Origin of the sequence: Pseudomonas sp. BIGb0164 (assembly GCF_024810135.1) — a bacterium.
Lineage (GTDB): Bacteria > Pseudomonadota > Gammaproteobacteria > Pseudomonadales > Pseudomonadaceae > Aquipseudomonas.
Map to the genome: position 1 here is coordinate 136707 of NZ_JANUEA010000001.1, position 24855 is coordinate 161561.

Annotated in this window: 16 protein-coding genes; 7 read left to right on the forward strand and 9 right to left on the reverse strand. The window is 64.4% G+C overall.

What is annotated here, in order from left to right:
• Positions 1-210: 210 nt before the first annotated feature.
• The 8 genes from M2394_RS00555 to M2394_RS00590 form a co-directional block, all read right to left on the reverse strand.
• Positions 211-2676: a TonB-dependent siderophore receptor gene (locus M2394_RS00555; protein WP_259171247.1), complete on the reverse strand. Its 2466-nt coding sequence runs from the start codon at positions 2674-2676 to the stop codon at positions 211-213.
• A gap of 212 nt (positions 2677-2888) precedes the next feature.
• Entirely contained in the window at positions 2889-5129 is a 2241-nt protein-coding gene (locus M2394_RS00560) for a TonB-dependent receptor (protein ID WP_178923008.1), read from the reverse strand.
• Between the two features lie 371 nt (positions 5130-5500).
• The gene (locus M2394_RS00565; protein ID WP_176999103.1) at positions 5501-6559 is read right to left on the reverse strand and encodes an ABC transporter substrate-binding protein; all 1059 of its coding nucleotides are present in this window, start codon (positions 6557-6559) and stop codon (positions 5501-5503) included.
• A gap of 108 nt (positions 6560-6667) precedes the next feature.
• The gene (locus M2394_RS00570) at positions 6668-7717 is read right to left on the reverse strand and encodes an ABC transporter substrate-binding protein (RefSeq protein ID WP_259171248.1); all 1050 of its coding nucleotides are present in this window, start codon (positions 7715-7717) and stop codon (positions 6668-6670) included.
• 20 nt (positions 7718-7737) lie between these two features.
• A complete protein-coding gene (locus M2394_RS00575; RefSeq protein WP_259171249.1) occupies positions 7738-8889 on the reverse strand; it encodes an LLM class flavin-dependent oxidoreductase in 1152 nt (383 codons plus the stop codon).
• A 1072-nt stretch (positions 8890-9961) separates the two neighbouring features.
• Positions 9962-11788 (reverse strand): ABC transporter ATP-binding protein, encoded by a 1827-nt coding sequence (locus M2394_RS00580; RefSeq protein ID WP_259171250.1) that lies wholly within the window; start codon positions 11786-11788, stop codon positions 9962-9964.
• Positions 11781-13547 carry an ABC transporter ATP-binding protein gene (locus M2394_RS00585; RefSeq protein ID WP_259171251.1) on the reverse strand — a complete coding sequence of 589 codons (1767 nt, stop codon included), beginning with the start codon at positions 13545-13547 and terminating at the stop codon, positions 11781-11783. The genes M2394_RS00580 and M2394_RS00585 overlap by 8 nt, the downstream gene beginning before the upstream one ends.
• Before the next feature lie 156 nt (positions 13548-13703).
• Positions 13704-14936 carry an acyl-CoA dehydrogenase family protein gene (locus tag M2394_RS00590; RefSeq protein WP_259171252.1) on the reverse strand — a complete coding sequence of 411 codons (1233 nt, stop codon included), beginning with the start codon at positions 14934-14936 and terminating at the stop codon, positions 13704-13706.
• A gap of 302 nt (positions 14937-15238) precedes the next feature.
• Here M2394_RS00590 and M2394_RS00595 point away from each other — a divergent pair, with 302 nt between their 5' ends.
• The 7 genes from M2394_RS00595 (at position 15239) to M2394_RS00625 (ending at position 23544) form a co-directional block, all read left to right on the forward strand.
• Entirely contained in the window at positions 15239-16282 is a 1044-nt protein-coding gene (locus M2394_RS00595) for an ABC transporter substrate-binding protein (RefSeq protein ID WP_259171253.1), read from the forward strand.
• Positions 16283-16297: 15 nt separating this feature from the next.
• Complete coding sequence (locus M2394_RS00600; protein ID WP_259171254.1) at positions 16298-17029, forward strand: class II aldolase/adducin family protein; 732 nt, start codon at positions 16298-16300, stop codon at positions 17027-17029.
• Between the two features lie 138 nt (positions 17030-17167).
• On the forward strand, positions 17168-18355 hold the full coding sequence (locus tag M2394_RS00605) for an LLM class flavin-dependent oxidoreductase (protein ID WP_178922649.1): 1188 nt from the start codon (positions 17168-17170) through the stop codon (positions 18353-18355).
• Positions 18356-18358: 3 nt separating this feature from the next.
• Complete coding sequence (locus M2394_RS00610; RefSeq protein WP_259171255.1) at positions 18359-19915, forward strand: ABC transporter substrate-binding protein; 1557 nt, start codon at positions 18359-18361, stop codon at positions 19913-19915.
• Entirely contained in the window at positions 19908-20966 is a 1059-nt protein-coding gene (locus M2394_RS00615; RefSeq protein WP_259171256.1) for an ABC transporter permease, read from the forward strand. The genes M2394_RS00610 and M2394_RS00615 overlap by 8 nt, the downstream gene beginning before the upstream one ends.
• Positions 20963-21772 (forward strand): ABC transporter permease, encoded by an 810-nt coding sequence (locus tag M2394_RS00620; RefSeq protein ID WP_259171257.1) that lies wholly within the window; start codon positions 20963-20965, stop codon positions 21770-21772. Before M2394_RS00615 ends, M2394_RS00620 begins: the two co-directional genes overlap by 4 nt.
• Positions 21769-23544, forward strand: a complete 1776-nt coding sequence (locus M2394_RS00625) for an ABC transporter ATP-binding protein (protein ID WP_259171258.1) — start codon at positions 21769-21771, stop codon at positions 23542-23544. The genes M2394_RS00620 and M2394_RS00625 overlap by 4 nt, the downstream gene beginning before the upstream one ends.
• A 221-nt stretch (positions 23545-23765) precedes the next feature.
• Here the strand turns inward: M2394_RS00625 and M2394_RS00630 are convergent, their stop codons facing one another.
• Positions 23766-24848, reverse strand: a complete 1083-nt coding sequence (locus tag M2394_RS00630; protein WP_259171259.1) for an LLM class flavin-dependent oxidoreductase — start codon at positions 24846-24848, stop codon at positions 23766-23768.
• Positions 24849-24855 lie beyond the last annotated feature (7 nt).

Consider the following 24855-nt stretch of genomic DNA (forward strand, 5'->3'; position numbering starts at 1 on the left):
CCATGTATGAACTCCGAACACCCTGAAGATCTCCTGTAGGCGCTGGCTTGCCAGCGATAGCGATGTTCCGGTCGACATCATGGTTGGCTGTGTCGCCGCCATCGCGGGCAAGCCAGCTCCTACAGTGGATATTTGTTCCTTCAGGGAGAGCGGGTTGATGCCTGGGCAGCAGAAGGGTGCTGCTGGAGCAGCACCTATTCAGCAATCGCCTCAGAAGTCGTAGCTCACACTGGTGTAGTAGAACGCACCCTGGGCCCCTTCGGGGCTGGTGATCGAGTACTTCGGCACCCCGTACAACTGCGCGCCGTCGGCCTTGTCCGGGTGGGTGTCGAACAGGTTGATCGCGCCCACCGAGACCTTGATGCCCTTGTGGAAGGTGTACGACAGGTCCACGTCGGTCACCCATTGCGGGCTGAAGGTCTGGTCCAGGTTGGGGTTGGTGGCGTTGAGGCTTTTCCATTCGCCATACCGACGCTGCGCCACGGTGAGGCCCCAGTTCTCATACAGCCAGTTGGCGCTCAGGGTCAGCTTGGAGTCCGGCGTGCCGTCTTCGATCAGGCCCTGGGTGTTGCGCCCGACAATCTGCGAACCCTTGATATTGCCCACGTCGCGCAAGCCGGTGATGGTGGTATTGGTCTTGGCAAAGCCGCTGCTCAGGTTCAGGCGGCCCCATTGCTGCAGGTCCCACTGGTAGTTGCCGGTCAGCTCGATGCCGTCGGTGCGGGTGTCGGCCACGTTGGTGTAGAACGCCGCGCTCTGGATGTTGGCGTAGGGCGTGCCGGCAAAGATCGGCGTCACCACGCTGGCTGGCAATTGGTCGGAGAGGGTGATGCGGTTGTCGATGTTGATGCGGTAGGCGTCCACCGTCACCGAGGCGTTTTCCAGGGGGCGCCACACCAGGCCGAGGGAGTAGTTGGTCGACTCTTCCGGCTTGAGCGCCTTGCCGCCCAGGGCCTGGGCTTCGGGGCTGTTGGCGCGCAGCGTACGTTGCTGCACCTCCACGTAGTTGCCGCTGCCCGGCGGCTGCTCCACCACCTGCACACTGAACGACGACATGCCGCTTTGCACCAGCGAGGGCGCACGGTAGCCGGTGCTGGCCGTGGCTCGTGCGGCAATCTGCGGGGTGAAGTCATAACGCAGCGACAGCTTGCCGTTGGTGGTGTCGCCGAAGTCCGAATAGTGCTCAGTGCGCACCGCCACGCCGGCCTGGAATTTCTCGGTGATCTGGCCTTCGACGTCGATGTACGCGCCGAGCACCTTGCGCTCCAGGGACGCTGCGTCCACCTGGGTGATACCCGAGTAATAGCCGGGAATGCGCCGCCCGGTGATCGGATCGACCGTATTGAACAACGGCCCGTTCTGCCAGCCGGCCGCCTCGCCGGCACTGAGTTGGTAGTTCTCTTTGCGCCAGGCCAGGCCGGCCGACAGGGTCAGCGGCTTGAACAGCAAGTCGGTGGGGAAGTCCCGCACCCAGTCCAGGGTCAGGTTGGTCTGGTCGTTCTCGCGCTTGCCGGTGTAGATGTTCGACGGGCTGTTCACGCCATAGCTGGGGTTGATCGCGTTGCGGTCATCGGAGGTGAGCGTGTTGTTGCCATGGTTCAACGCCAGGTCGAACTTGCCCAGTCGGTCGTCCTCGAAGCGCAGGCCACCGGTCAGGGCATAGTCTTCCAGGCCGTAGCGGGTCACCGGCAAGCGCCCGTCCGGGTAGCGTTGCAACGCGGTGCTGCCGTAGTTGTTGCGCAAGGTGGTGGGCGGGTCGAAGAAGCCTTCGGCGTCGGTGTTCTTGTGGGCGTAGGTGGCGAAGCCGTAGGCGGTGAAACCCTCGCCGAGGCCGATCTCGCTGTTGGCCACGACGTTGTATTGGTCCGAGACATTGCCCGAGCCCCAGCGCCAGGTGCGGTAGCGGTTGTTCTGCTCGCGTGGCGTGTTGACGCTGGTGTCGCCGGGATAAAAGATCCGGTTGTCGGGGTTGGTGTCGCTGGCCGGATCCTGGCTGCCGGCGTCGAAACTCAGGGTGAGGAAGCCGTCGTTGGGCAGGGCAAAACCTTTCCAGCCACTGAGCTTGCGTTGGATACCGTCGCCTTTGTCATAGCCACCGAAGCGGTAGCCGAGGTTGCCGCCGTCGTCGTTTTCCTTGAGCACAATGTTGATCACCCCAGCGATGGCGTCGGAGCCGTATTGAGCGGCGGCGCCGTCGCGCAGGATTTCCACGCGCTGGATCGCGCTCAGCGGGATCAGGCTCAAGTCGACGGCGGCCGCACCGCGCCCGTTCACCAGGCTCTGGCGGGTGATGTTGGCGCTGCTGTGACGGCGCTTGCCGTTGACCAGCACCAGCACTTGGTCCGAGGCGAGGCCCCGCAGCGACGCGCCTTGGGCGATGGAACCGGCGAAGGCGCCCTGGGGCGATTGCGGGAAGTTGAACGACGGCGACAGGGCGGTGAGCGCACCGGACAAATCGGTGGCGCCGGTCTGCTGCAATTGCTCGCCGGACAGCACGTCGATGGGCGCTGCGCTCTGCAGGGCGGTCAGGTCACTGCGGCGGGTGCCGAGCACCACGACGGTGTCCAGGTGATCATTTTTGGCGGTGGGCTGGGTGGTGTCTGCCGCATAGACAGGCACGGCAAGGCTGCCCATGACCAGCGCAATGGCGCCGGCCAACGGAGTGCGTTGGAACATAAAAGTGGTCCTTTCAACAGTTGAACGTTGGCGTCTGCGCGCCGGGCTCTATTGCCGTGCCGATGAGATCAAAGGTGGGAGCTGGCTTGCCTGCGATAGCGGTGGGTCAGACGATGACCTTGTCGGCTATGCAATCGCCTTCGCAGGCAAGCCAGCTCCCACAGTTGATCGGTGTCGTTTGGGAGAGCCGGTTTTGGCAGTGAGTCAGGGGGTTAGAAGCGGCTGGTCACGCTCAGGCCCACGGTGCGGGGGTCGCCATAGGTGATCACGTATTGGCCAAGGCCACCGTTGGGCCGGCCATGGACTTGGTAGCGGCGGTCGGTGAGGTTGTTGACGAAACCGGTGACGCTGAGTTTTTCGTCGGCGCTGTACCAGGTCAGCCGGCTGTTGGCCAAGGTGTAGTGGGGCTGGCTCAGGTCTTTGTCGGCGCTGCTCTGGCGGTCGGCGAGGAAGTATTCCTTGTCGCGGAAACTCACGTCGGCACCGGCCACCAACTTGCCGCCGATGGCCAGCGGGAAGGTGTAGTCGCCGCCCAGGGACACCACGTTACGCGGCGAGCGCACGAAGCTGTTGCCGCTGTAGTCGCCGGTGACCGCACCGGTGTTGGGGTTGGTGTTCTTGAAGTCGGTGTATTCGGTGTCCAGGAACGAGATCGCCGCACGCAGGTGCAGGTAGTCGGTCGGTTGGCCTTCCAGCTCCAGCTCGGCGCCCTTGACCTTGCCCTTGGCGCCGTTGGTGAGCGCGGTGGTCAGCACGCCGTTGTTGACCGTCAGCAGGTTCACCTGAATATCCGAGTAGTCGTAGTAGAAGATATTCGCGTTGGCCGTGAGGCGGTGGTTGAACCACTCCGACTTCACACCGAACTCATAGGCGTCGAGTTGTTCCGGGTCCACCGTGGTCAGCTGCGACAAGCTGGTGGACAGCCCGGTGTTGAAGCCCCCGGAACGGAAACCGTGGGCATAACGGAAGAACACCCGCACGTTGTCGTTGATGCGGTATTCCGGGGTGAGGTCGTAGGTCCAGGCTTCCCAGGTCTTGTCTTCCTGGCGGTTGCCGTTGGTGCCGACACCGGCCAGCGGGATCAACGGGCCGTTGGCCGTGGCGCGGGTCAACTGGGTGAGGTTGAGGTCGATGTCTTTCTTTTCCTGGGTCCAGCGCAGGCCACCGGTAACGCTGAAGTTGTCGGTGAAGTCGTAGGTCAGGTTGCCGAACAGCGCGTAGCTGTCGGTCTTGTGGTCGTAGCTCAGGTCACGAAAGTCCGTGGCGCCGCCGATCTGGTTAGAGCCGGTGCCATTGGGTGTCGGCCCCGGCACGATGAAACGCCCGGCCTGGCTGTCGAGGTCCTCATGGAAATAGTGCGCGCCGGCCAGCCAGCGCAGGGTCTCCTGCTGGGGCGAGGCCAGGCGGATTTCCTGGGAATACTGGGTGTATTTGTTGTCGGCGGTGGAGGTACCGTTGACCTCGTACGGCGTGTAGTCGGCGTCACTGCTGGACTGGCCGCGAATGTAGTCGTACGCCGTGATCGACGTGAGCGTGTAGTCGCCCAGGTGCCAGTTGAGGGTCAGCGAGGTGCCGTCGTGGTTGAGTTTGGAGTCGTCATCCACGTTCAGCGCGATATTGCGCCCGGCCGGGCGCTGGTAGCCCACGTTGTAGTAGCGGCCCAGGGTCAGCGCACCGTTGGCGCCGTCGCCCTTGAACTCACGGCTGTGGATCTTCCACAGGGCGTCGAGGTCGTCGTTGAGCTGGGCGAAAAACTGCAGGCGCACGGCCTTTTTATTCACGTCGCCGTAGGTGTGGTCGTCCACCAGGTTTTTCTGGAAGCCGTCGCGTTCTTCCGAATACAGGGAGATCCGCGCGGCGAGTTTCTCGTCCACCAACGTGCCGCCCAGGGCGCCGCTCAAGATGCGTTCGTTCTTGCTGCCAAAACCGATGGTGCCGAAGCCGTCGGTATCGAAGGTGGGCTTTTTCGAGATGATATTCACCGCGCCCGCCGTGGTGTTCTTGCCGTACAGCGTGCCTTGCGGGCCGCGCAGGATCTCGATGCGCTCCAGGTCCCACAGCGGCCCGCCCCCGGCAATCGGCGCGTTGAGGTAGACATCGTCGGCATAGATACCCACCGGGTACACCGTGGCCGCGCCGGTGTCGCCGGTGCCCAACCCACGGATGTACCAGCGCGGGCGGCCATCGCCGTCCGGGTTCTTCGCTGAGGCGTTGGGAATGAAGGTGGTGATGTCGCCCATGTTGCGCACGCCGTCGGCCACAATGTTGGTGCCCTGTACCGCCGACACCGCCACTGGCACCTCTTGAAGGGTTTGCTCGCGGTGTTGTGCAGTGACGGTCACGGTCTTGAGTGCCGGTTCGGTTTGAGTGGTGTCATCTTCAGCGGCGTGAGCGCTGCCTGCAACGAGTAACGCGAGCCATAAGCCCTTGGTGATTGGATTGATGGTATGCATGAAAGTCTCCCCCGGAAAATGTGTCCTTGAAGGGGGTAGAGCAGAGATCGTGCCAAGAGGATTTCAGGATGGATACAGATGCATAACCTACTGTTATTTAACGGATAAATAATTATAGGTGACACCTTTTAACGAAGAAATTCGGCACGTGTGTAGGCCGTGAAAACAGCCTGTCGAGGATTCAGCAGAAGTTGCTTGGAGGGTGCTGCTGGAGCAGCAAGAGAAGTGTTGCCAGATCAACACATTTCTTCTTGGTTCACACCTACCTTGTAGGAGCCCGGCTTGTCGAATCGTCGCACCGCGGCGATGGCGATTTCAATGACGCCATCGCCGGCAAGCCGGCTCCTACAGGGTCTGTGTGGCGGGCGGGGTTATACGGCAACGCGGGAGGTAGAACCAATGACCTTTTCCAGCACACTGAAATCAATCCAGTCACGCACATCGAAGCGCCTTGGAATGAAATGCCAGCGAAACAGAAAGTCCGTGAAATCCTGCAACGCTTCAATCGACCGCGAGTCCAGGGTGGTACGCAACCGCCGATGCGCATCCTCGCCATACGCCGCCGTCACCCAGTACTCACTGGTGTTCAATTCCTTGGCCAGAAAGCGCCGGGTCTCATCCGGATTCGCCCAGGCCCATTGCTCGGTGCGCAGCACGGTGTCGACGATTTTCACGCTGGCATCGAAGTGTTCCTGCAGCAGGTTGATGTCCACCGTCAGGGTGCGCGGCGTGCCGTTGTTGCTGCGGATCAGCGGATCGGGGTGGGAGCCGGTGTCGACCACCACGTGCAGGCCGAACTCGTTGGCCAGGTGCACGGCGTGGGCGCCCTTGAGGAAAATCGCGTCGATATCGCCGCGCAGCAGGCCGATCAGCTCGTTATTGCGCCGGCTGAAACGGCTGACGCCCAGGCTGACTTCGGGGCCGTACACGTAAGAGGTCTGGTTGTCGCTGTAGGTGCCGCCGTAGGGGTAGTCCACCAGCTCCACATCACTGACGTTCAAGCCTTCCAGCTTCAAGGCGTTTTCCAGGCCGCGCAGGGCCTGGGCGCGGGTGAAGTCGATCTGCACGTTGGCCCATTTGGGCAGGCCGAAGCGGCGGTTTTTCAAGTCGCGCACGCTCTTCACACCGCTTTCGGCGGTGGTCAGGATCAACTGCACTTCGTCGCTCCACGACAGCCCCAGCACGCGGGTCTCGACGCCACTGGCATAGGCCCAGATCGCCGGGATGTTGCCGCCATGGCGCACCGAGTTCTGCAGGTGATGGTCGTAGTGGGCTTCGCGCACTTCCCGTTCGGTGGATTCGCGCAACGATTGGATGTTGGTGCCGTAGGGCAGGAAGGCTTCGGCCAGCCGCCCGGATTGCACGGCAATGCCAAGCCCGGTGGGCACCGGGCTGTGGGTGTACCAGAGGGTATCGAGTGGTTTGCTCATAACGGTCTTCGTTCAACTCCATGAATTTTCAACGCTGCCCGACCTGTAGGAGCCCGGCTTGTCGAATCGCCGCGGTGCGACGATTCGACAAGCCGGGCTCCTACAGGGTTAGCTGGCGAGTGCGGTGTTGCCGTCTTGCAGCGCATGCAGCGGCCGTGCATCGATCCATTCGCGCACGTCGAAGGTGTTGGGAATAAAGCGCCAACGGTGCAGGAAGTTCGTGAAGTCCTGCAGGGCGGCAATGGCTTGTTCGTCCAGTTCGGTACGCAGGCGCAGGTGCGCATCCTCGCCGTAGGCGGCGGTCACCCAGTACTCGCTGCTGTTGGTTTCCCGCGCCAGGTAGCGGCGGGTGTCTTCGGGGTGGGTGTGGGCCCATTGCTCGGCACGCATCACCGAGTCGAGGATGCCGGTGGCCACGTCGTAATGCTGCTCCAGCAGGTTCAGGTCCACCGCCAGGGTGCGCGGCGTGCCGTTGTTGCTGCGGATCAGCGGGTCGGGGTGGGAACCGGTGTCGATCACCGTGTGCAGGCCGAAATCATGGGCATGCTGGGCCGCGCTGGCACCCTTGAGAAAGATCGCATCGACCTCGCCGCGCAACAGGCCGATCAGTTCCAGGTTGCGTTCGCTCACCTGTGTATTGACCGGCGTGCCAGCCACATTGCGCACCGCGCTGTCGCTGAACGTGCCGCCGTAGCGGAAGTTGACCAGCTTCACATCGCCGACCTTCAAACCTTCCAGCGACAGTGCGTTTTCCAGGCCGCGCAAGGCCTGGGCACGGGTGAAGTCGATCTGCGCGCCGGCCCAGTCCGGCAGGCCGAAGGTGCGGCCCTTGAGGTCCTTGACGGTCTTGATGCCGCTGTCCTGGCGGGTCAGGATCAGTTGCACCTCATCGGCCCAGGACAAGCCGATCACACGGGTTTCGCGGCCTTGGGCACGGGCCCAGATCGCCGGGATATTGCCGCCGTGGCGTACCGAGTTTTGCAGGGTGTGGTCGAAGTGCGACTCGCGTACGGTCTTGTCGTTGGACTCGCGCAGGGACTGCACCTCGGTGCCTAGGGCGCCGACGGTGTCTTGCAGCCAGCCTTTCTGCACGGCAATGCCCAGGCCAGTGGGCACGGGGCAACGGGTGTACCAGAGGGTGTCGAGGGGTTGCGTCATCACAGGTTCTCCCGCAGCGCTCAGGCGCTGGCTTTCAAGGGTTGCAGGGCCGGGCGTTGGTGCACCAGCGGCAAGACTTCCTGGCCAATGCGCAGGGCTTCTTCCAGGTGCGGGTTGCCGGCGAGGATAAACGTCGAAAAGCCGGCGTCGCGGTATTCCACCAGGCGCTCGGCAATGTTTTCGTGGCTGCCCACCAGGCCGACCGTGGGGCCCGGCTTGGCCTTGGCAAAACCGGCCCACAGGTTGGGGCCGATGATCAGGTCGTCAAAACGGTCGACGTTTTGGTGGTAGGCGGTTTGTCGCGCGGCACCCACCGAGTCCGAACCGCTGGTAAACCCTTTGGATACGGCGCTGGGCTTGCCTTCGAGCTTGTCGAACTGGCGGCGCAGGTCTTTCCAGGCCAGCTCTTCGGTCTCGCGGGCGAACAGGTCGACCCGCAGGCCAAACCGCACGCTGCGTCCTTGTTTGTCGGCCAGTTCACGCACGCGGTCGATGTGCGGCTTGAGCTTGTCGATGGGCTCGGCCCAGTTCAGGTACACGTCGGCGTGCTTGGCGGCCACGCCGAGGGCGGCGTCCGAGAAGCCGGAGAAATACACCCCGGGCTTGCGCTCGTTTTGCAGGTCGTGGGGCAGGGCGCCGTTTTCGAGCTGGTAGATATCGCCGTCGTAGGAGAATTTTTCGTGGGTCCACAGGCCCTGGATGATGTCGAGGAATTCGCCGGTGCGTTTGTAGCGCAGGTCGTGTTCCAGGAAGTCGCCATTGGCGCGCTGGCTGGCGGGGTTGCCGCCGGTGATGATGTTCCAGTCCAGGCGGCCACGGCTGAGGTTCTGCAGGATCGCGGCCTGCTGGGCAGCGTAGGCGGGCAGGGTCCAGGTGGCCTGGAAGGCGATCAGGAACTTGATGCGCCGGGTTTCCCGGGCCAGCGCGGCGGCGGCGATCCAGGGCTCGGGGCCGGTGGGCAGCAGCGCACCTTCGAACCCGGCGAGTTCGGCGGCCTTGGCGACCTGGGCGATGTAGTCGATGTAGGTGAAGTCGTCGGGCTCGCCGTTGGGCAGGCGGCCAGGGGCGATGTGGCCGGGGCGGTAGTGGGGGTTGCCGCGGTTGTGTTTGTCGGTGGTGAGTTGCGGGCCGTCGGTGCCCAGTGGCAGGCGCCAGAAAAATTCAGTGCTCATGGGTGCTCCTGATTCGGTCGTGCGAGGTGCGAGGGACCTGATGGAGGGGATGTGTGCAACGGGCATGCCATGGGGGCTGGGCGCCGTGGGGGCTTGGGTTGGCGGGGGGATTTGGGGTGGGGGTGCTGCTGGAGCAGCAGTGGGGCAGCAGTGGGTGTTGGGGGTGAAGCAGTGGCTTGTTTTTTTGGGGGGGAGTACATATCCGTTTTTTGGGGGATGGCTGCTTATGGTTCCGCCCTTACGGCGGGTCACTTTGGAAAAGCCCCAAAGTAACCAAAGGGCTCTTGCCCCAACACTCGGCACCTCGCTTAGGCTCGGTGTGCCCGTAATCCGACAGTGATTTGGGGGGCCGCCGCCACGCGCCATCCATGGCGCGGGGCGGCTAAGCCGGCGTCCTGCCGGCTTACCCCCCAAATCCCTGCCGAATTCCGGCCAGCGTGTTTTACGGGGCGCTTAAGATCAAGATCAAAAGCAAGAGCAAGAGCACAGCGGCCTGACAGCCGGCTTGAGTGGTGTAGAGCAAAAGCAAAGGCAAAGACAAAGATAAAGACAAACGCGGTCCACTGTAGGAGCCGGCTTGTCGAATCGTCGCACCGCGGCGATGGTCGTTAACGATGACGCAAAAATCCCGGCGAACTCAACACCCTGTGGGAGCTGGCTTGCCTGCGATGGTATCAACTGGTTATGCCTGTTTCACCGAGGTGCCTGCATCGCCGGCAAGCCAGCTCCTACACGTATCTGCTTTTGATCCAACCACTCAGGTCGGCTACTAGGCCGCCGTGCTCTTGCTTTTGATCTTGATCTTAGGCGCCCCGTCAAACACGCTGGCCGAACGCAGGCTTGAATCCGTGGGTAACCCGGCAGGACGCCGGGTTAGCCGTCCTGGGCCAAGGATGGCCCATGACGGCGGCCCACGGATTCAAGCCGGAGTGAGGGCATGCCGAGCCTAAGCGAGGCACCGAGTGTTGGGGCAAGAGCCTTTTGGTTACTTTTGGGCTCTTTCCAAAAGTGACCCGCCGTAAGGGCGGAACCATAAGCAGCCGTTACTCCAATAACGGATATGTACACGACGTCAAACCACCACCTCCGCACTCAACAAATAACTCCGATACAACCCCGCATACACCCCATCCCTCTCAATCAACTCCCCATGCCCCCCCACCTCAACCACCTGCCCATGCCTCACCACCGCGATCCGATCCGCATCCCGAATCGTCGCCAGCCGATGGGCAATAATGATCGCCGTACGCCCTTCACACAGCCGTCGCAACGCCCGCTGAATCCGCCGCTCGGTATGAATATCCACCGCCGACGTCGCCTCATCCAGCACCAGCACCGCCGGGTCCGCCAGGTACGCGCGCACCAGGCACACCAACTGCCGCTGCCCATGGCTCAAATGCGCGCCCAGCGGCCCCACCTCGGTGTGGTACTGATGGGGCAGCCGCTCCAACACCTCATCCGCCCCCAACTCACGGGCCGCGGCAATTAGCAGCGCATCAGACGCCTGGGGCGCTGCCAGGCGCAGGTTGTCGAGAATGCTGCCGCTGAACAACACGTTGTCCTGCAACACCACCCCCACATGCCGGCGCAGGGTGTGTTGCGCCAGGTCGCGCACGTCGATACCGTCAAGCCGCACCGCGCCGGTCTGGGCTTCGTAGAAACGCGTCAGCAACTGCACCAGCGTGCTCTTGCCATGCCCGGACGGGCCGACAATCGCCAGCACTTCACCCGCCGCAATATGCAGGTTCAGCCCGGTGAGGACCGGCGTCTGCCCGTAGCTGAATCCCACCTGGTCAAACTGCACGTCACCGCGTGCCAGCGGCAGTGGTTGAGGCGCGGGGCTGTCGACGATCTGCGGGCGGGTGTCGAGCAACAGGAAGATCCGCTGCGCCGACGCCGAGCCCGTGGCGTAACGCTCGAACAGGTCCGACAGTTCCTGCAGCGGCCCGAGGAACAGAAACACGTAGAACAGGCTTTCAGCCACCTGGCCCACACTCACGTCGCCCGCTGCCAGGCCATAGGCGCCCACCAGCAACAACAGGGCGATGCCGGCCGAGCTAAGCAGGGCGGTAAACGGCGCAAACCACGACGAGCGCAAGCTGCCGCGAATCAGTGCGTGGTTGAAGTCATCCAGCAGCCCGCGATAACGCTGCAGGTTGGGCGTTTCCTGGGCGCATTGTTGCAGCAGGCGTGCGCCGCTGACGCTTTCCACCAGGTGCGCGGTAAAGCGGCTGCGGTTTTCCGCGACCTTGGCCCAGTTGCGCTGGGATATGCGCTTGAAACTCCAGGTGGCTATGACCAGCAGCGGCACGGTCGCCACCAGGCTCAGAAAGAAGCGGGGGTCGATGCGCCACAGCATGACCGACGCCAGGCCGCAACGCAGCACGGCGCCGAGTAATTCCGGTGGGCCCTGGATCACCAGCGGTTCAAGGGCGTCCACGTCGCGGTCGACCCGGGAAATGATGCGCCCGGCGCGGGTCTGGTCAAAGTAGCTCACGCTCAGGCCCTGCACATGGGCGAACACCTGCACGCGCAAGGCGTTCAGTACCCGGATCGCCGCGCTGCCGGCCACGAACTGCGAGACCCCGGCCAACAGAAAGCGCGCCAACCAGCTTGCCGCCAGGCCAAGGCCCAGCCACAGCACCAGGCGTTCATCCAGCAGCCAGTGATCGGCGCTTTGCACCAATCCGCGGTCGAGCAGTTCACGCACGAACCACGGGCGCAGGAACACGGTAAATACCAGCAGGATCTCGATGCCGATCACCGCCAGGATCTGACGTCGGATCGGCCACAGCAGCGGCAGCAGGCGCTTGAACATGCCCCGGTCGAGGGCTTTTTTTGCCAGCATTTCTTCGATTTCGATGTCGCTCAAGGCTTTGCCTGGCAGCGGGTTAGCCATGGTCGATCCCCAGCAGGTCGCGGTAAGCCGCGTCGGTGGATTGCAGGTGGGTGTGGGTGCCTTGGGCGACGATGCGGCCGGCGTCGAGCATCAGCACGCGGTCGGCCAGCAGGATGGTCGAGAGCTTGCTGGAGATCACCAGCACCGTCGTGCCCTGCAGTTGCCGCAGGTTGTGCAGCACCTGGCGTTCGCTGATGGCGTCGAGGGCGCTGGTGGCGTCGTCCAGGCACAGGATGTCCGGTTTGCCCAGCAACGCGCGGGCCAGGCACAGGCGTTGACGCTGGCCGCCGGACAGGGTGACGCCGCGATCGCCCAGGGGCGTTTCCAGCCCGTGGGGCAGACGTTGCAACACATCTTCGGCGGCGGCCAGGTGCAGGGCGTCGCGCAGTTGTTCGTCGCTGGCGTCGGGTGCCGTGAGGCGCAGGTTGGCGGCCAGGGTACCGGCGAACAGGAAACTCTCCTGCGGCACCACGTGCACCCGTTGGCGCAATGGGCCCAGTTGCAGAGCGCGGATGTCCTGCCAGCCATGACGGTCCGATCCCAGCAAGACGCGCCCGGCCGTCACATCGCTCAAGCGTGGCAACAGGCTGGCCAGCAAACTCTTGCCAGTGCCCGTGGCGCCGACCAATGCGACGATCTCGCCGGGCTGCAAGGTCAGCGAACAGCCCTGCAGAATGTCACGGCCACCGCCAGGCGCCGTGACACTCACCGCATCGAGCTTGAGCCCCAAGGGACTGGCGGGCAGGGTGGCCGTACCGCTGCGGATCGCGGCCGGAGCATCGAGCAATTGCCAGATGCGCTCGGCACTGGCGCGGGCGTCGGCGAACGTCTGCATCACCCGGCCGATGCCTTCGATGCGGAACACCAGCGTGGTGGCGATCAGCAGGGAGGTGACCAGCTCACCAATCCCCAACTGACCGGCCGCCACCAGATGCGCGCCGTACACCAGGATCCACACGTGCCCCAGCGCGACCACCGCCTGGGGCAGTGGGATGCGTGAACTGGAATAGGCCAGGGCCTGCCGGGCCAACGCGGCAAACACCGCCACTTGGTCGGCAAAACCCTGGATACGCGGTTGCTCCAGCGCAAATGACTTGATCACCCGCACCCCGCCAATGCCTTCGCTCAGGTCCTGGTTGACGCGGTCATAGGCGTTGCCGACGGCACGGTCCAGGCCCACCAGCCGTTCGGTTTGCAACACGAAAATCCCCAGGCCCGTGACCGTCAGCAGCAGCGGCACCAGGCCCAGCAGTGGGTCGTACCAACTCAGCAAACCCACGGTGGCCAGTACCACTAAGGGCGTTTCCACCAACTGGCGCCAGAAGGTGATCAGCGCGTCGCGTACCTTGTCGGCGTCGCGGGTAGTGCGGGTGATCATCTCGCCCATGCCGTGCTGCCAGTGGTAGCCCAGGTGCAGGCTTTGCACCTGGGCCAGGATGCGTTCGCGCAGGCGTGTCAGCAGCTCTTGGCTGATCACCAGCGACAGCACGCTGGCGACGTATTGCAGCACGCCACGGCCCAGGGCTACGGCCAGCATCAGGCCCAGCCAGTACCAACCCAGGCTGGCGTCGAGGCTGCCGTCGGCGTGATGCACCACGGCGCGGCCGGCGCTGACGTCGTTGACCGCGTGGCCGATCAGCCATTGCTGCCAGACCAGCCCCAGGTTGATGGCGATGTACAGCGCTGCCACCAGGCTGAACCGCCAGGGCATTTCCCGGTAGATCGCCAGGCTGCGCAGAAGAGGGTGTCTTTCGATCATGAAAAGCTCATCGGCAAAAAGGAATTCACGCGTCCCCGTGTAGGAGCCCGGCTTGCCGGCGATGGCGTCGGCACATCCATTACAGATGTCGCCTGACACACCGCCATCGCCGCGGTGCGACGTTTCGACAAGCCGGGCTCCTACAGAGTTGTGTGGTTATTTTTGGGTGGCGCCCTGGGTTTCCTTGGCGTTGAGGATTGCGGTGTATTCGCCGGGGTCCACGTCGTTGAGGTAGTAGTTGCCCACGTGGTGCAGGCGCCAGCGGATCGGGTCGTGGGTGGTGTGCACCCGGGCGTTGCGCCAGAAGCGGTCGAGGTTCCATTTGCTCAGGGATGCGCTGGCGCCGAGCAGCGAGAAGATGTCGCTGGAGATCTTCAGCGAAGCGCTGTCGGAGTGGGCGCGGGCGGTGGCGACAGAGAGGATCAGTTCGTCTTGCAGTGCCTTGTTCTCCGGGTCCAGCTCATGGGCATCAAACACCCGTGCCGCATCGCGCAACAGCGACTCGGCGGCGCGCAAGGCCACCGCGTATTCGCCGATCTGCTTGATGATGTGCGGCTCTTCATTGGCGTGATCGACGCCGCTTTCCACCCACGGGCGTGCGTTGTGCTTGAGGTAATCCACGGCGGCCGACAGCGCGCCCGCAGCGATGCCGGTGTCGATGGCCGCGTGAAGGATCTGCGGGAAGGTCAGCCCGGTGCGTTTCATCGGGCCTTTGCGCCGTGACACGTAGTCTTCGTCCAGCACGATGTTGTCGAAATTCACCGTGCCGCTCACCGAGTTTTTCTGGCCGAACGCCTCCCAGTCATCTACCAGGGTCAGGCCCGGCGCGTTGCGGTTGAGCAGCACGCCCGCGCCGCCATCCTCCGAGGCGGCGGTGAGGGAGATCCATTCGGCCAGGTAGGAGCCGGTGGAGTAGAACTTGCTGCCGTTGAGCACCAGGGCGCCGTCCTCACGGCGCTCGACGCGGGTCTTGAGCGCGAATTTGTTCTTGCCGCCGACCTCGGCCAGCGCATTGCCGAAGCGTTTGCCGGCCAGCACATCGCTGACCAGGCGATCACGCACGGCGTCGGGGTAGCCGTTGAAGATGCCGCGCAGCATCACGTTATGGATCTGCAGCAGTTGCCCCACACCGCCATCGGCCACCGAGATGATGCGCACGGTCTCGACGATGGTTTGCACCGACGCGCCAAGCCCGCCGAAGGCCTCTGGCACGCCGATGGCGGTGATGCCGCTCTCCGATAACAGCTGCGCCTGGCGCCACGGCAGTTGGCCGTTTTGCCTGTGGTCGGCGGCAATGGCGGCGATCTCCACGGCGATTTCATGGGCGGCGGCGATGGCCTCGGCTTCGCTGTGCAGCTGGCGTATGGGGGCCTGTTCAAACGTAGTCATGCATTCATCCTTCTGGTTTGGTTCGCGCCGGGCTCCTACAAGAGCGAGCGGTGTCTGAAGGGGCTTGAGCAAGTTCCAAGCCAACGCCTGAAACTCCATGGCACGGGGGCTGAGGCACACGGGGTGCTGCTGGAGAAGCAACACCCCCAAGCGACTGCTGGCGCAGCAGCAGTGCTGTTGGCAGGTCAGCAATCGCGTTGCATAGCCCCGGGCATCAGCCCCGTAAACCGGGGCTTTGGCCGTTTGGCACGGCCTCTGCAATACCCCCTCCACTGAACCCGCCCAATTCAATGGAGCTGCCGATGACCCTTTCCGCTGTCCTGCCCACGCCTGAGCTTGAGCAGATCTGGTTTACCCGTTGCCCGGTGCCGACCGCGTCCGGCATCGCCTACAAGCTGGGCTGGCTCACCGAAGAGTTCGCCGCCGATGGCCTGCCGGTGTCCACCTTGCAGGAGGCGCGCCAGCTGGGCCGCCATCACTACGATCACGACCTGCCAGGGCTGTTTCGCGAAGGCGGAAATGTGCCGGCATTGGCCGCCCGTGCAGCCGGTGCGCCGAGTCGGCTGATCGGCCTGACCTGGATCGAGGAATGGCAAACCATCCTCGTGCGCCCGGACTCCGGCATCACCCGCCCCGAGGACTTGAAAGGCAAGCGCCTGGCCCTGCCAGCGTGGGGCGAGAGCCGGCCGGGCAGCATTGCCCGGGCCATGAGCCTGCACGGATACAAGGGCGCCCTGAGCCTGGCCGGCCTGGGTTTTGATGACGTGACGCTGGTCGAAGTGGCGTTGCAGGATCAGGAACAGGCCCCCGACCCGCAGCGTGGTTTGCAGCGCCTGTGGTCGGGCCTGGATTACCTGGTGCGTGGTGAGGTGGACGCGGTGTACGTCAAGGGCGCTTCGGCCGCCGACGCGGCACGCCGGTTGGGTTTGGTGGTGGGCATCGACCTGGACCTGATCGCCGAGCCGCGTTATCGCATCAACAACGGCACGCCGCGGCCGATCACCGTCCACCAGAGCCTGCTGGACAACCACTTTGACCTGGTGGTGCGCTTCCTCGCGCAAACCCTCAGCGCCGCCGAGTGGGCCGCGAACAACCGCGACAGCCTCAACGCGATTCTTGAAGAAGAAACCCGCGCGGGCAGTGCCGGTGTGGCCGAGGCTTATCGCGGCGACTTCCACACCACCCTGGCACCGGACCTGTCGGCCCAGCGCCTGGCGTTCCTCGACACCCAAAAGACTTTCCTTTACCTGCACGGCTTCCTGGAGCGCGATTTTGCCATCGCCGACTGGGTCGACCCGCGCCCCCTGCAAGCTGCCCATGAACTGTTGGCCACGCGCCGCGCCTGAACCTGGAGACACCCCATGACTGCCATCGTCCACGCACAACCCATCAGCCAGGAGTTGCAGGCCTTTATCGACAAGGTCCTGCTGGAAGCTGAAGAAGCCTTCACCGTGTTCCGCGAAACGAACACCATCACCGCCAACGGCACCGTTGGCTTTATCGAGCGCGTCCCCGGCCAGGAGCTGCTGGTGTCGGTGAACTACGGCGGCCCGTGGAACTACCGCAAGCCGCTGCAGGCCACCGTCACCGACTTTGCCGGCAACGTGATCTTCGGCAAGGGCAAGGGCGGCCTGGGGCGCTACACCAAGCTGTTCCAGCAGCACCCGGACGTGACCACCGTGTCCCACGTGCATTCGCCGTACCTGGGCGCCTGGGCGCAGACCCACCGCACCCTGCCATTTCATTACGTGCCGGTGCAGCGCTACCAGCTGGCGCGTGAGCTGCCGGTGTACATCGACCGCCGCCAGCAAGAGGTGGATTTCATCCTCGACAAGATCGCCGAAAACCCCTTCAACCTGGCGATCCTCGAAGCCAACGGCGGCTCCACGGTGTGGGGCAAGCAAGGGCTTCGCGCCACGGCGGAATTCATCCTGTTGCTGGAGGAGGGCGCACAACTGCAATTGCTCGCCGACGCACTGGGCGGCTCGCGCGCCTACGGCCCGGGCGTGTTGACCCAGCAATGGAAGATGAGCGGGTTGTTCGAGCAGGCCACGGCGCTGGGCCTGGTGCCGGCGATTGACCGTCGTAGCTAAGGTTCACTCGGTCCAACTGTGGGAGCTGGCTTGCCTGCGATAGCGGTGTACCAGGCGACATCAATGTCGGATGTGCCGCCGCCATCGCCGGCAAGCCGGCTCCTACAGGGGGATTTTTTAATTCAAGGATGTGTTGTCATGGCCGTAAAAATTCTCTGGTACCTCACCACGCCCGATGGCCCTTATCCGTGGGAGCCCGAAGGCCGCTGGAAAACCGATTTCCACCACCTCAAGCAACTGGCCGTCGCCAGTGATCGCCTGGGTTACTACGGCTCTTTGCTCGGCTCCAGCCCGAATGAAAGCCTGGCCGTGGCCGCTTCGTTGATCGACGCCACCCAACGCCTGCGCTTCCTGGTGGCCCAACACCCGGGGGAGCTGTCGCCGGCCGTTCTGGCCAAATGGGCGCTGACCTTCGACCAGTTTTCCAACGGCCGCCTGTTGTTCAACGTGGTCAACGGCAATGACGCGGGCCTGGCGACACTGGGTGTGCATTACCCCCATGACGAACGCTACGCCTTCAGCCTCGAATACTGGCGGGCGTTCCAGGGCTTCTATGCCGGCGATACCCGTGGCTATGACGGCGACTACGTCAAGCTCGCCCCCCGTTCGCCGGGCGCGGCCAGCCATCCGTTGGGCGGCTGGCACCCGCCGTACCAGAAGCCCGGCATCCCGCTGTGGGGCGCAGGCACATCGGGGCCGGGTGTCGAGCATTCGGTGCAATTGCTGGACGTGTACCTGAGCTTCGCCAATACCCCGCCGAAGCTCGGTGACAAGTTCCGCAAGGTGGCCGCCGAGGCCGCGAAAATTGGCCGCGAGCTGACCTTCGGCACGCGCTTGCAGATCATCGTGCGCGAGACCGAGGAAGAAGCCTGGGCCCACGCCGAAAAACTGCTGCAACGCACCTCGCTGCAGACTGCACGAAATGCCATCGAACGCCAGCTGCCGCCGGGGGTGAGCTTGGATGATTTCCACAGCGACGACCCGCACATCCAGCGCAATGTCGACACTGTTCGCAGCGGGCGCTTGCCCACCGCACGCGAGCTGGAGATCTACCCCAATGTGTGGCTCGGGCCTAGCCTGTTCGGCTTCAACATTCTTGGCCCGGCAGCCGGCACCTACCTGGTGGGCAGCGCCGAGCAAGTGGCCGAGCGCATTCGTGAATACGAGGCCCAGGGCACGTCGGCGTTCATCTTGTCGGGCTTCCCGCTGATCGACGAAGCCCACCGCGTGGCCGACCTGTTGTTCCCGCTGCTCGACCTGGACCACGGTTTTGACGTGCCACGCCTGGGCGTCACCCACACGGTTGTGCAGCGCGAAGAGGCTTGAGTGATGAGTGACGGATTTTCCCGCCGGGTGTTTCTCGGCAATAGCCTGGCCATCGGCGGCGGCTTGCTGCTGGGGGGCTGTGACAGTGGTGCGGCGACCCAGGGCGCGGCCGTCCTTACCGGCAAGCCCGTCAGCGGGGGGCGCTTGCGTGTCGGCATTATCGACGGTGACCAGTCCGGCAACCTGGACGCCCACAAACCGGTGGGCGGCGGGATCATTCGCGGTTGGGCGCTGTACAGCAAGTTCTGGGAATGGAACACCGACGTCAGCACGCGCCTGGCCCTGGCCGAATTCGCCGAGCCGAACGCCGACGCCAGCGCCTGGACCATCCGCATCAAGCCGGGCCTGGAGTTTCACCACGGCAAGACCATCGGCGCCGACGACATGCTGTTTTCGTTGTTGCGCCTCACCGACCCGAAGCTGGCTTCGCCGTTTGCCGGGCTGGTGGGGGCCATCGACCGCAATGCCTTGCGCAAACTGGATGAACGCACGATCGAAATCCGCTTCAAGCACGGTCAGAGCTTCTTCCCGCTGGATGAAACCCTGATCAGCTTCGGCGGCATCGTGCCCACCGACTATGACCCGATCACTAATCCGGTGGGCGCCGGCCCCTACAAGCTCAAGCGTTTTGTACCCGGCCAGCGCTCGCTGTATACGCGGTTCGAGAACTACTACAAGCCCGGCCAGCCGTATGCCGACGAGCTGGAAATCATCGAATTCAAGGACCAGGTGTCCCGGGTTGCCGCCTTGCGCGCCGGGCAGATCGACGTCGCCAGCGGCGTGCAGGCCGAGCACAGTGCATTGCTCAAGGCCGACTCGCGGCTGCAACTGAGCGTATCGCCGACCACCTCGTTTACCGGCTTCAACCTGAACCTGGCCAAGCCGCCGTTCGACGATGTGCGGGTGCGCCAGGCGTTTCGCTTGCTGGCCGACCGGCAAGAGTTGGTGGACCGAGGCCTGAACGGCTTTGGCCGTATCGCCAACGATCTCTATTCGCCCCACGACCCCACCTACAACCATGGGATTGCCCAGCGCCCGTATGACCTGGAGCAGGCGCGGGCGTTGTTGCGCCAGGCCGGCCAGACCGACCTGCGCGTGGAACTGACCACCACGCCGGGGCCGGGCGTCAACGCCGCGCTGGTGTTTGCCCAGCAGGCGAAGAAGGCCGGTGTCGAGGTGCGCGTCAGCCAAGTCGACGGCGCCGTGTTCAACGGCCCGCAACGCGAGCAATGGCAAGTGTCGCCGGGCTCCACACCGGCCCGTGGTTTCCTCGCGTCGGCGTTGCATAACGATGCACCGTTGGCGATCTATAACCGCAGCAACTTCCATGACCCGCGCTTTGACGACCTGTACCGCCAGGCCCTGGCCCAGCCCGACCTGGCGTTGCGCAAAGGCCTGGTGCATGAAGCGCAGCAGATCCAGCACGCGCGGGGCAGCCTGTTGATCTGGGGTTTCAGCGACGTGCTGGACGCGGCCTCGGTGAAGGTCGGTGGCCTCACGCCGGAACAGACCACCTTCGCCTCCTGGCGCTTTGATGAGTTGTGGTTGAACCATGTCTGAGCCGCACTGCAACACCCCACGCACACCGGCGTGGCTGTCCTGGTTTGTCGGGCGCCTAGGCTATGGCCTGCTGACCGCCTGGGTGATCAGCCTGGTGGTGTTCATCGCCACCCAGGCGCTGCCGTCGGACCCGGCGCGGGTGATCCTCGGCCCGGACGCGCCGCTCGACAGCATCCTCACGCTGCAACATCAACTTGGGCTCGATCAGCCGATTGCCTGGCAATACCTGCGCTGGTTGGGCTCGGCTTTGCGGGGTGACCTGGGTGTGTCGCTCGACTCCAACGTGCCGGTCAGTCACCTGCTGTGGGGGCGGTTTGGCTACACCCTGGTGTTGCTGGCGGGCGTCATCGCCGTGGTGGTGCCCACTGCGTTGGCCCTGGGCGTGGCGTTGGCGTTGCGGCGCGACAGCCGGCTGGATCGCTGGGGCCTGTCGTTGCTGATCTTCCTCAAGGCAACGCCGGGGTTCCTGTTGGCGATTGGCCTGGTGCTGTTGTTTTCCATGCCCCATATGGATTTTTTGCCGGCGGTGTCGATCCTCGACCCGGACCAGTCGTTGCTGCGTCAACTCAGGTTCCTGGTGCTGCCGGTGTGGGCCCTGAGCCTCACCGCCTTGCCGTACCTGACCCGCATGGTGCGCGCCGCAATGATCGAGGCGCTGGCATCCGACTACGTGATTGCCGCCCGCCTGCGTGGGGTGCCCGAGCGGCGCATCGTGTGGCGCCACACCTTGCCCAATGCCCTGGTGCCGGCCATCCAAGGGGTGGCGCTGACTTTGCGCACCTTGATCGGCGGCGCGGTGCTGGCCGAAGTGATCTTCAGCTACCCCGGCATTGGCACCGCGCTCAACGCCGCGATCCAGATGCGCGACCTGCCGATGGTGCAGGCGATTGTGCTGGTGATCACCTTGGCCGTGGTGCTGATCAACCTGCTGGCCGACCTGTTGACTGTGCTGCTGACACCCAAGCTGCGCACGGCGCGGCGGGTGACCCTGATCCAACGCAACCGCCGTGGCATTACGCCCTGGTGGCGCCGTTCCCGAGGTGACGCATGAACGAGCCGCAAACCCGCAAGGGCCTGTTGATCACGCTGCTGGTGGTGGCCGTGGCGTTGCTCGGCCCTTGGCTGGCGCCCCACGGGCCGACGGACATGGTCGGCCCGGTGTACGGCGCCCCCACGGGCGCGGCGTGGCTGGGGTATGACTTTCTGGGGCACGACGTGCTGTCGCGGTTGCTCAGCGGTGGCGTGTCGGTGCTGTGGATGTCGGTGGCGGCGGCGAGCCTGGCGCTGGCGGTGGGCACCACCCTCGGTTTGCTCGCCGGCTTGTCGCGGCGACGGCTGGACCAGTGGATCACCTGGTCGGCGGACGTGTCCCTGGCGTTTCCCGACCTGATTTTGGTGTTGCTGATCGTCTCGATGCTCGGGCGTGCGCCGTGGCTGATCGTGTTGACGGTGTCGATCGCGTTCATCCCCGGCGTGATCCGCCTGGCACGCGCCAGCGCGGTGGCGGTGGCGGGGCAGGAGTTTGTCGAAGCGGCGCAGATGATGGGGTATTCGCGCCGGCGCATCCTGTTCAAGGAGATTCTGCCGAACATCCTCACGCCGTTGCTGGTGCACTTCGGCAACCTGCTGACCTGGGGCGTGGGCATGCTTTCGGGCCTGAGTTTTCTCGGCTACGGCGTGGCACCACCGACGGCGGATTGGGGCTTGATGATCAACGAAAACCAGGCCGGCCTGCTGGTACAACCCTGGGCGGTGCTGGCCCCGGCCGTGCTGATCGGTGTGTTTGCCTACGGCACTAATATCCTGGCCGAGGGCATCGGCCGCAGCAGCGCAGGGACGGGAGCAAAACAGCCATGAACGCCATGACCGAAATCGACAGCGCGGTGCTGCAGGTGCGTGACCTGCGGGTTGAATTACCCGGCGAAGTGGACGTGGTGTCGGGCATTTCGTTCAGCCTGCAAGCGGGGGAGATCCTGGGACTGGTGGGTGAGTCCGGCTCGGGCAAGACCACCCTGGCCACCGCGTTGTTGGCCCATGCGCGGCGTGGTGCGCAGATTGTCGGCGGCCAAGTAAATGTGGGCGGCCAAGCGCTGTTGAGCCTAGAGGGTGAAGCCCTGCGCTGTGCCCGAGGCAGCCTGATCGGCTATGTCGCCCAGGACCCGGCCACGGCGCTGAACCCGGCGCTGCGCATCGGCCACCTGTTGCGCGAAACCCTGGCGGTGCATCCTTTGGGGTTGGATCGCGAGGCGCAACAGGTGCGTATCCGCGAGACGCTGCAGGATGTCGGCCTGCCGGATGAGCCGGAATTCCTGCGGCGCTTTCCCCATCAACTGTCCGGTGGTCAGCAACAGCGGGTGATGCTGGCGCTGGCGTTTGTGCTGCGTCCATGCCTGATCGTGCTGGACGAACCGACCACCGCCCTCGACGTCACTACCCAGGCGCACATCCTCGACACCCTGCGCCGCTTGTGCAAACGCCAGGGGGTGGCGGCGGTGTATGTGTCCCATGACCTCGCGGTGATCAAGGACCTGGTGGACCGGGTGATGGTGATGTACGCCGGGCGCATCGTCGAAACGGCGACGCGGGAGGCGCTGTTCAGCCGGCCGTCCCACCCGTACACCCGAGGGTTGCTGGCGGCGATCCCGGATGTGGCGGGGCGGCGTGAATTGCAGGCGATTGCCGGGCATGCGCCAGCACCGGGGCAGCGGCCAACGGGGTGCAGCTTCGGGCCGCGCTGCGAGCGGTTTACCGACGCGTGTTCGCGGGTGGAACCCACCTTGCCGGTGGACGTCGCCCATGCCGTGGCCTGTTGGGTGCCCCATGAGCAACCGTTGCAAGCGGTCGCACTGACACCGATTGCAAGCGTCGCCGCGCACACCCAGGCGCCGTTGCTGACGGTCAGCGCGTTGAATGTCGCCTACGACCGCCAAGTGCTGTTCGACATCAACGTGCAGGTGCAGCCAGGGGAATGCCTGGCGTTGGTGGGGGAGTCCGGCTCAGGCAAGACCAGCCTGGCCCGGGCCATTGCCGGCCTTGGCGAGAACGCCACCGGCGCATTGAGTTACGCGGGGCAGGCTTTACCTTTGCAGGCACGCCGGCGTGAGGCGGGGCAGCGGCACCCGATCCAGTACATCTTCCAGAACCCGTACCGGGCGTTGAACCCACGGCAAACGGTGTACCAGACGCTGAGTGCGCCCCTGGAACACTTCTTCTGCGTGAAGGGTGCAGCGGCGCGGCAACGGGTGGAAGCGGTGCTGATGCGGGTGTCGCTGCCGGCCTCGGTCGCCGACCTGTACCCCGGGAGTTTGTCGGGCGGCGAACGCCAACGCGTGGCCATCGCCCGTGCGCTACTGTGCGAGCCCAGGCTGCTGATCTGCGATGAAATCACCTCGGCGCTGGATGTGTCGGTGCAAGCCTCGATCCTTGACCTGCTGCGCCAGTTGCAGCGCGAAGGGCTGACCTTGCTGTTCGTCACCCACGACCTCGGCGTGGTCCGTGCGATTGCCGACCGGGTGCTGGTGCTCAAGGCGGGCAGGGTGGTGGAGCAGGGCGCGGTGGATGAGGTGCTGGACCGGCCGCAGGCGGCGTATACGCGTACGCTTCTTGCGCATTCGCCGTCGTTGGGGTGAAGGGCAAATTTGCGCGGTGATCGAACGAGTGCTGCATAACCTGTGGCGAGGGAGCTTGCTCCCGTAGGCGGTGCGTCAGTCACCCTTTTTTCAACTGACACACCGCCTTCGCGAGCAAGTCGAATCGTCGAACCGCCGCTCCCACAGTTAAGGTAGGGGTGAACCTGGTGATTCATGGTTGGCTGTGAGGTCCTCACGGGAGCAAGCTCCCCCGCCACAGGTTAGGCGTTTGCCTGCCTGCGCCGTGCCTCTTCCCGCACCGCCGGAATGATCCACCGCCCATAATCCACGGTGTCGTACAACGGGTCATAGCCCCGATTCAAAAACGTGGTCACGCCCAGATCGACGTAATCCAACAAGGCCTGCGCCACTGTTTCAGGTGTGCCCACCAGCGCCGTGGTGTCGCCATACGCTCCCACGGCCGTGGCGGTTGGCATCCACAACGCGCGGTCATGGCGGTCCCCCAAGGCGGCCGCCGCCAGCAAGCGTTCCGAGCCGGTGCCCTTGATGCGTTTGCTCCACGGACTGCCCGCCGCAAACTGTGGGTTGGCCTTGATTTGCGCCAGGATCTGCTCCGCCCGCTGCCAGGCCAATTCCTCGGTAGCGCCCAAGATCAAACGCACCGACAAACTCACCCGTGGCGCATCAACCCCGGCCGCCGCCGCGGCGGCCTTGAGCTTGGCAATCTGTTCCGCCACGCCATTCAACGGCTCGCCCCACAGCGCATACAAATCCGCATGCTTGACCGCGATCTGGTAGGCAATGTCGGAAGACCCGCCAAACGAGATCGGGATATGCGGCTGTTGCAGCGGCTTGACCGGTGAAAACGCGCCCTTGATGTTGAAGTATTTGCCCTCGAAATCGAACGGTTCCTCGGCGGTCCAGGTGCGGCGCACGATCTCCAGGTATTCGTCGGTGCGCTGGTAGCGTTCGGTCTTGTCCAGCAGGAAATCGCCTTCCTGGGGTTCGGCGGTGATGCCGGTGATGGCGTGCAGGCGTATGCGCCCGCCGCCGGTGGTGTGGTCCAGGGTGGCGAAGGAACGGGCGGCCACGGTCGGCGCGGTGAGGCCCGGGCGATGGGCGATCATGAACCCCAGGCGCTCGGTGTGCGCGGCCGCGTAGGCGGCGATCTGCAGGCTGTCGGCGCTGCCGGGGCCGCTGGCAATGAGCACGCGGTCGAAGCCGGCGTGCTCGTGGGCGCGGGCGTGGTGGCGGATGAAGTCAAGGTCGAAGTCCGGGCTGCGAACGCCACGGGTCTCGGACCATTGGCGGGGGAAGATCATGCCGACAAATTCAATGGACATGGAGCGC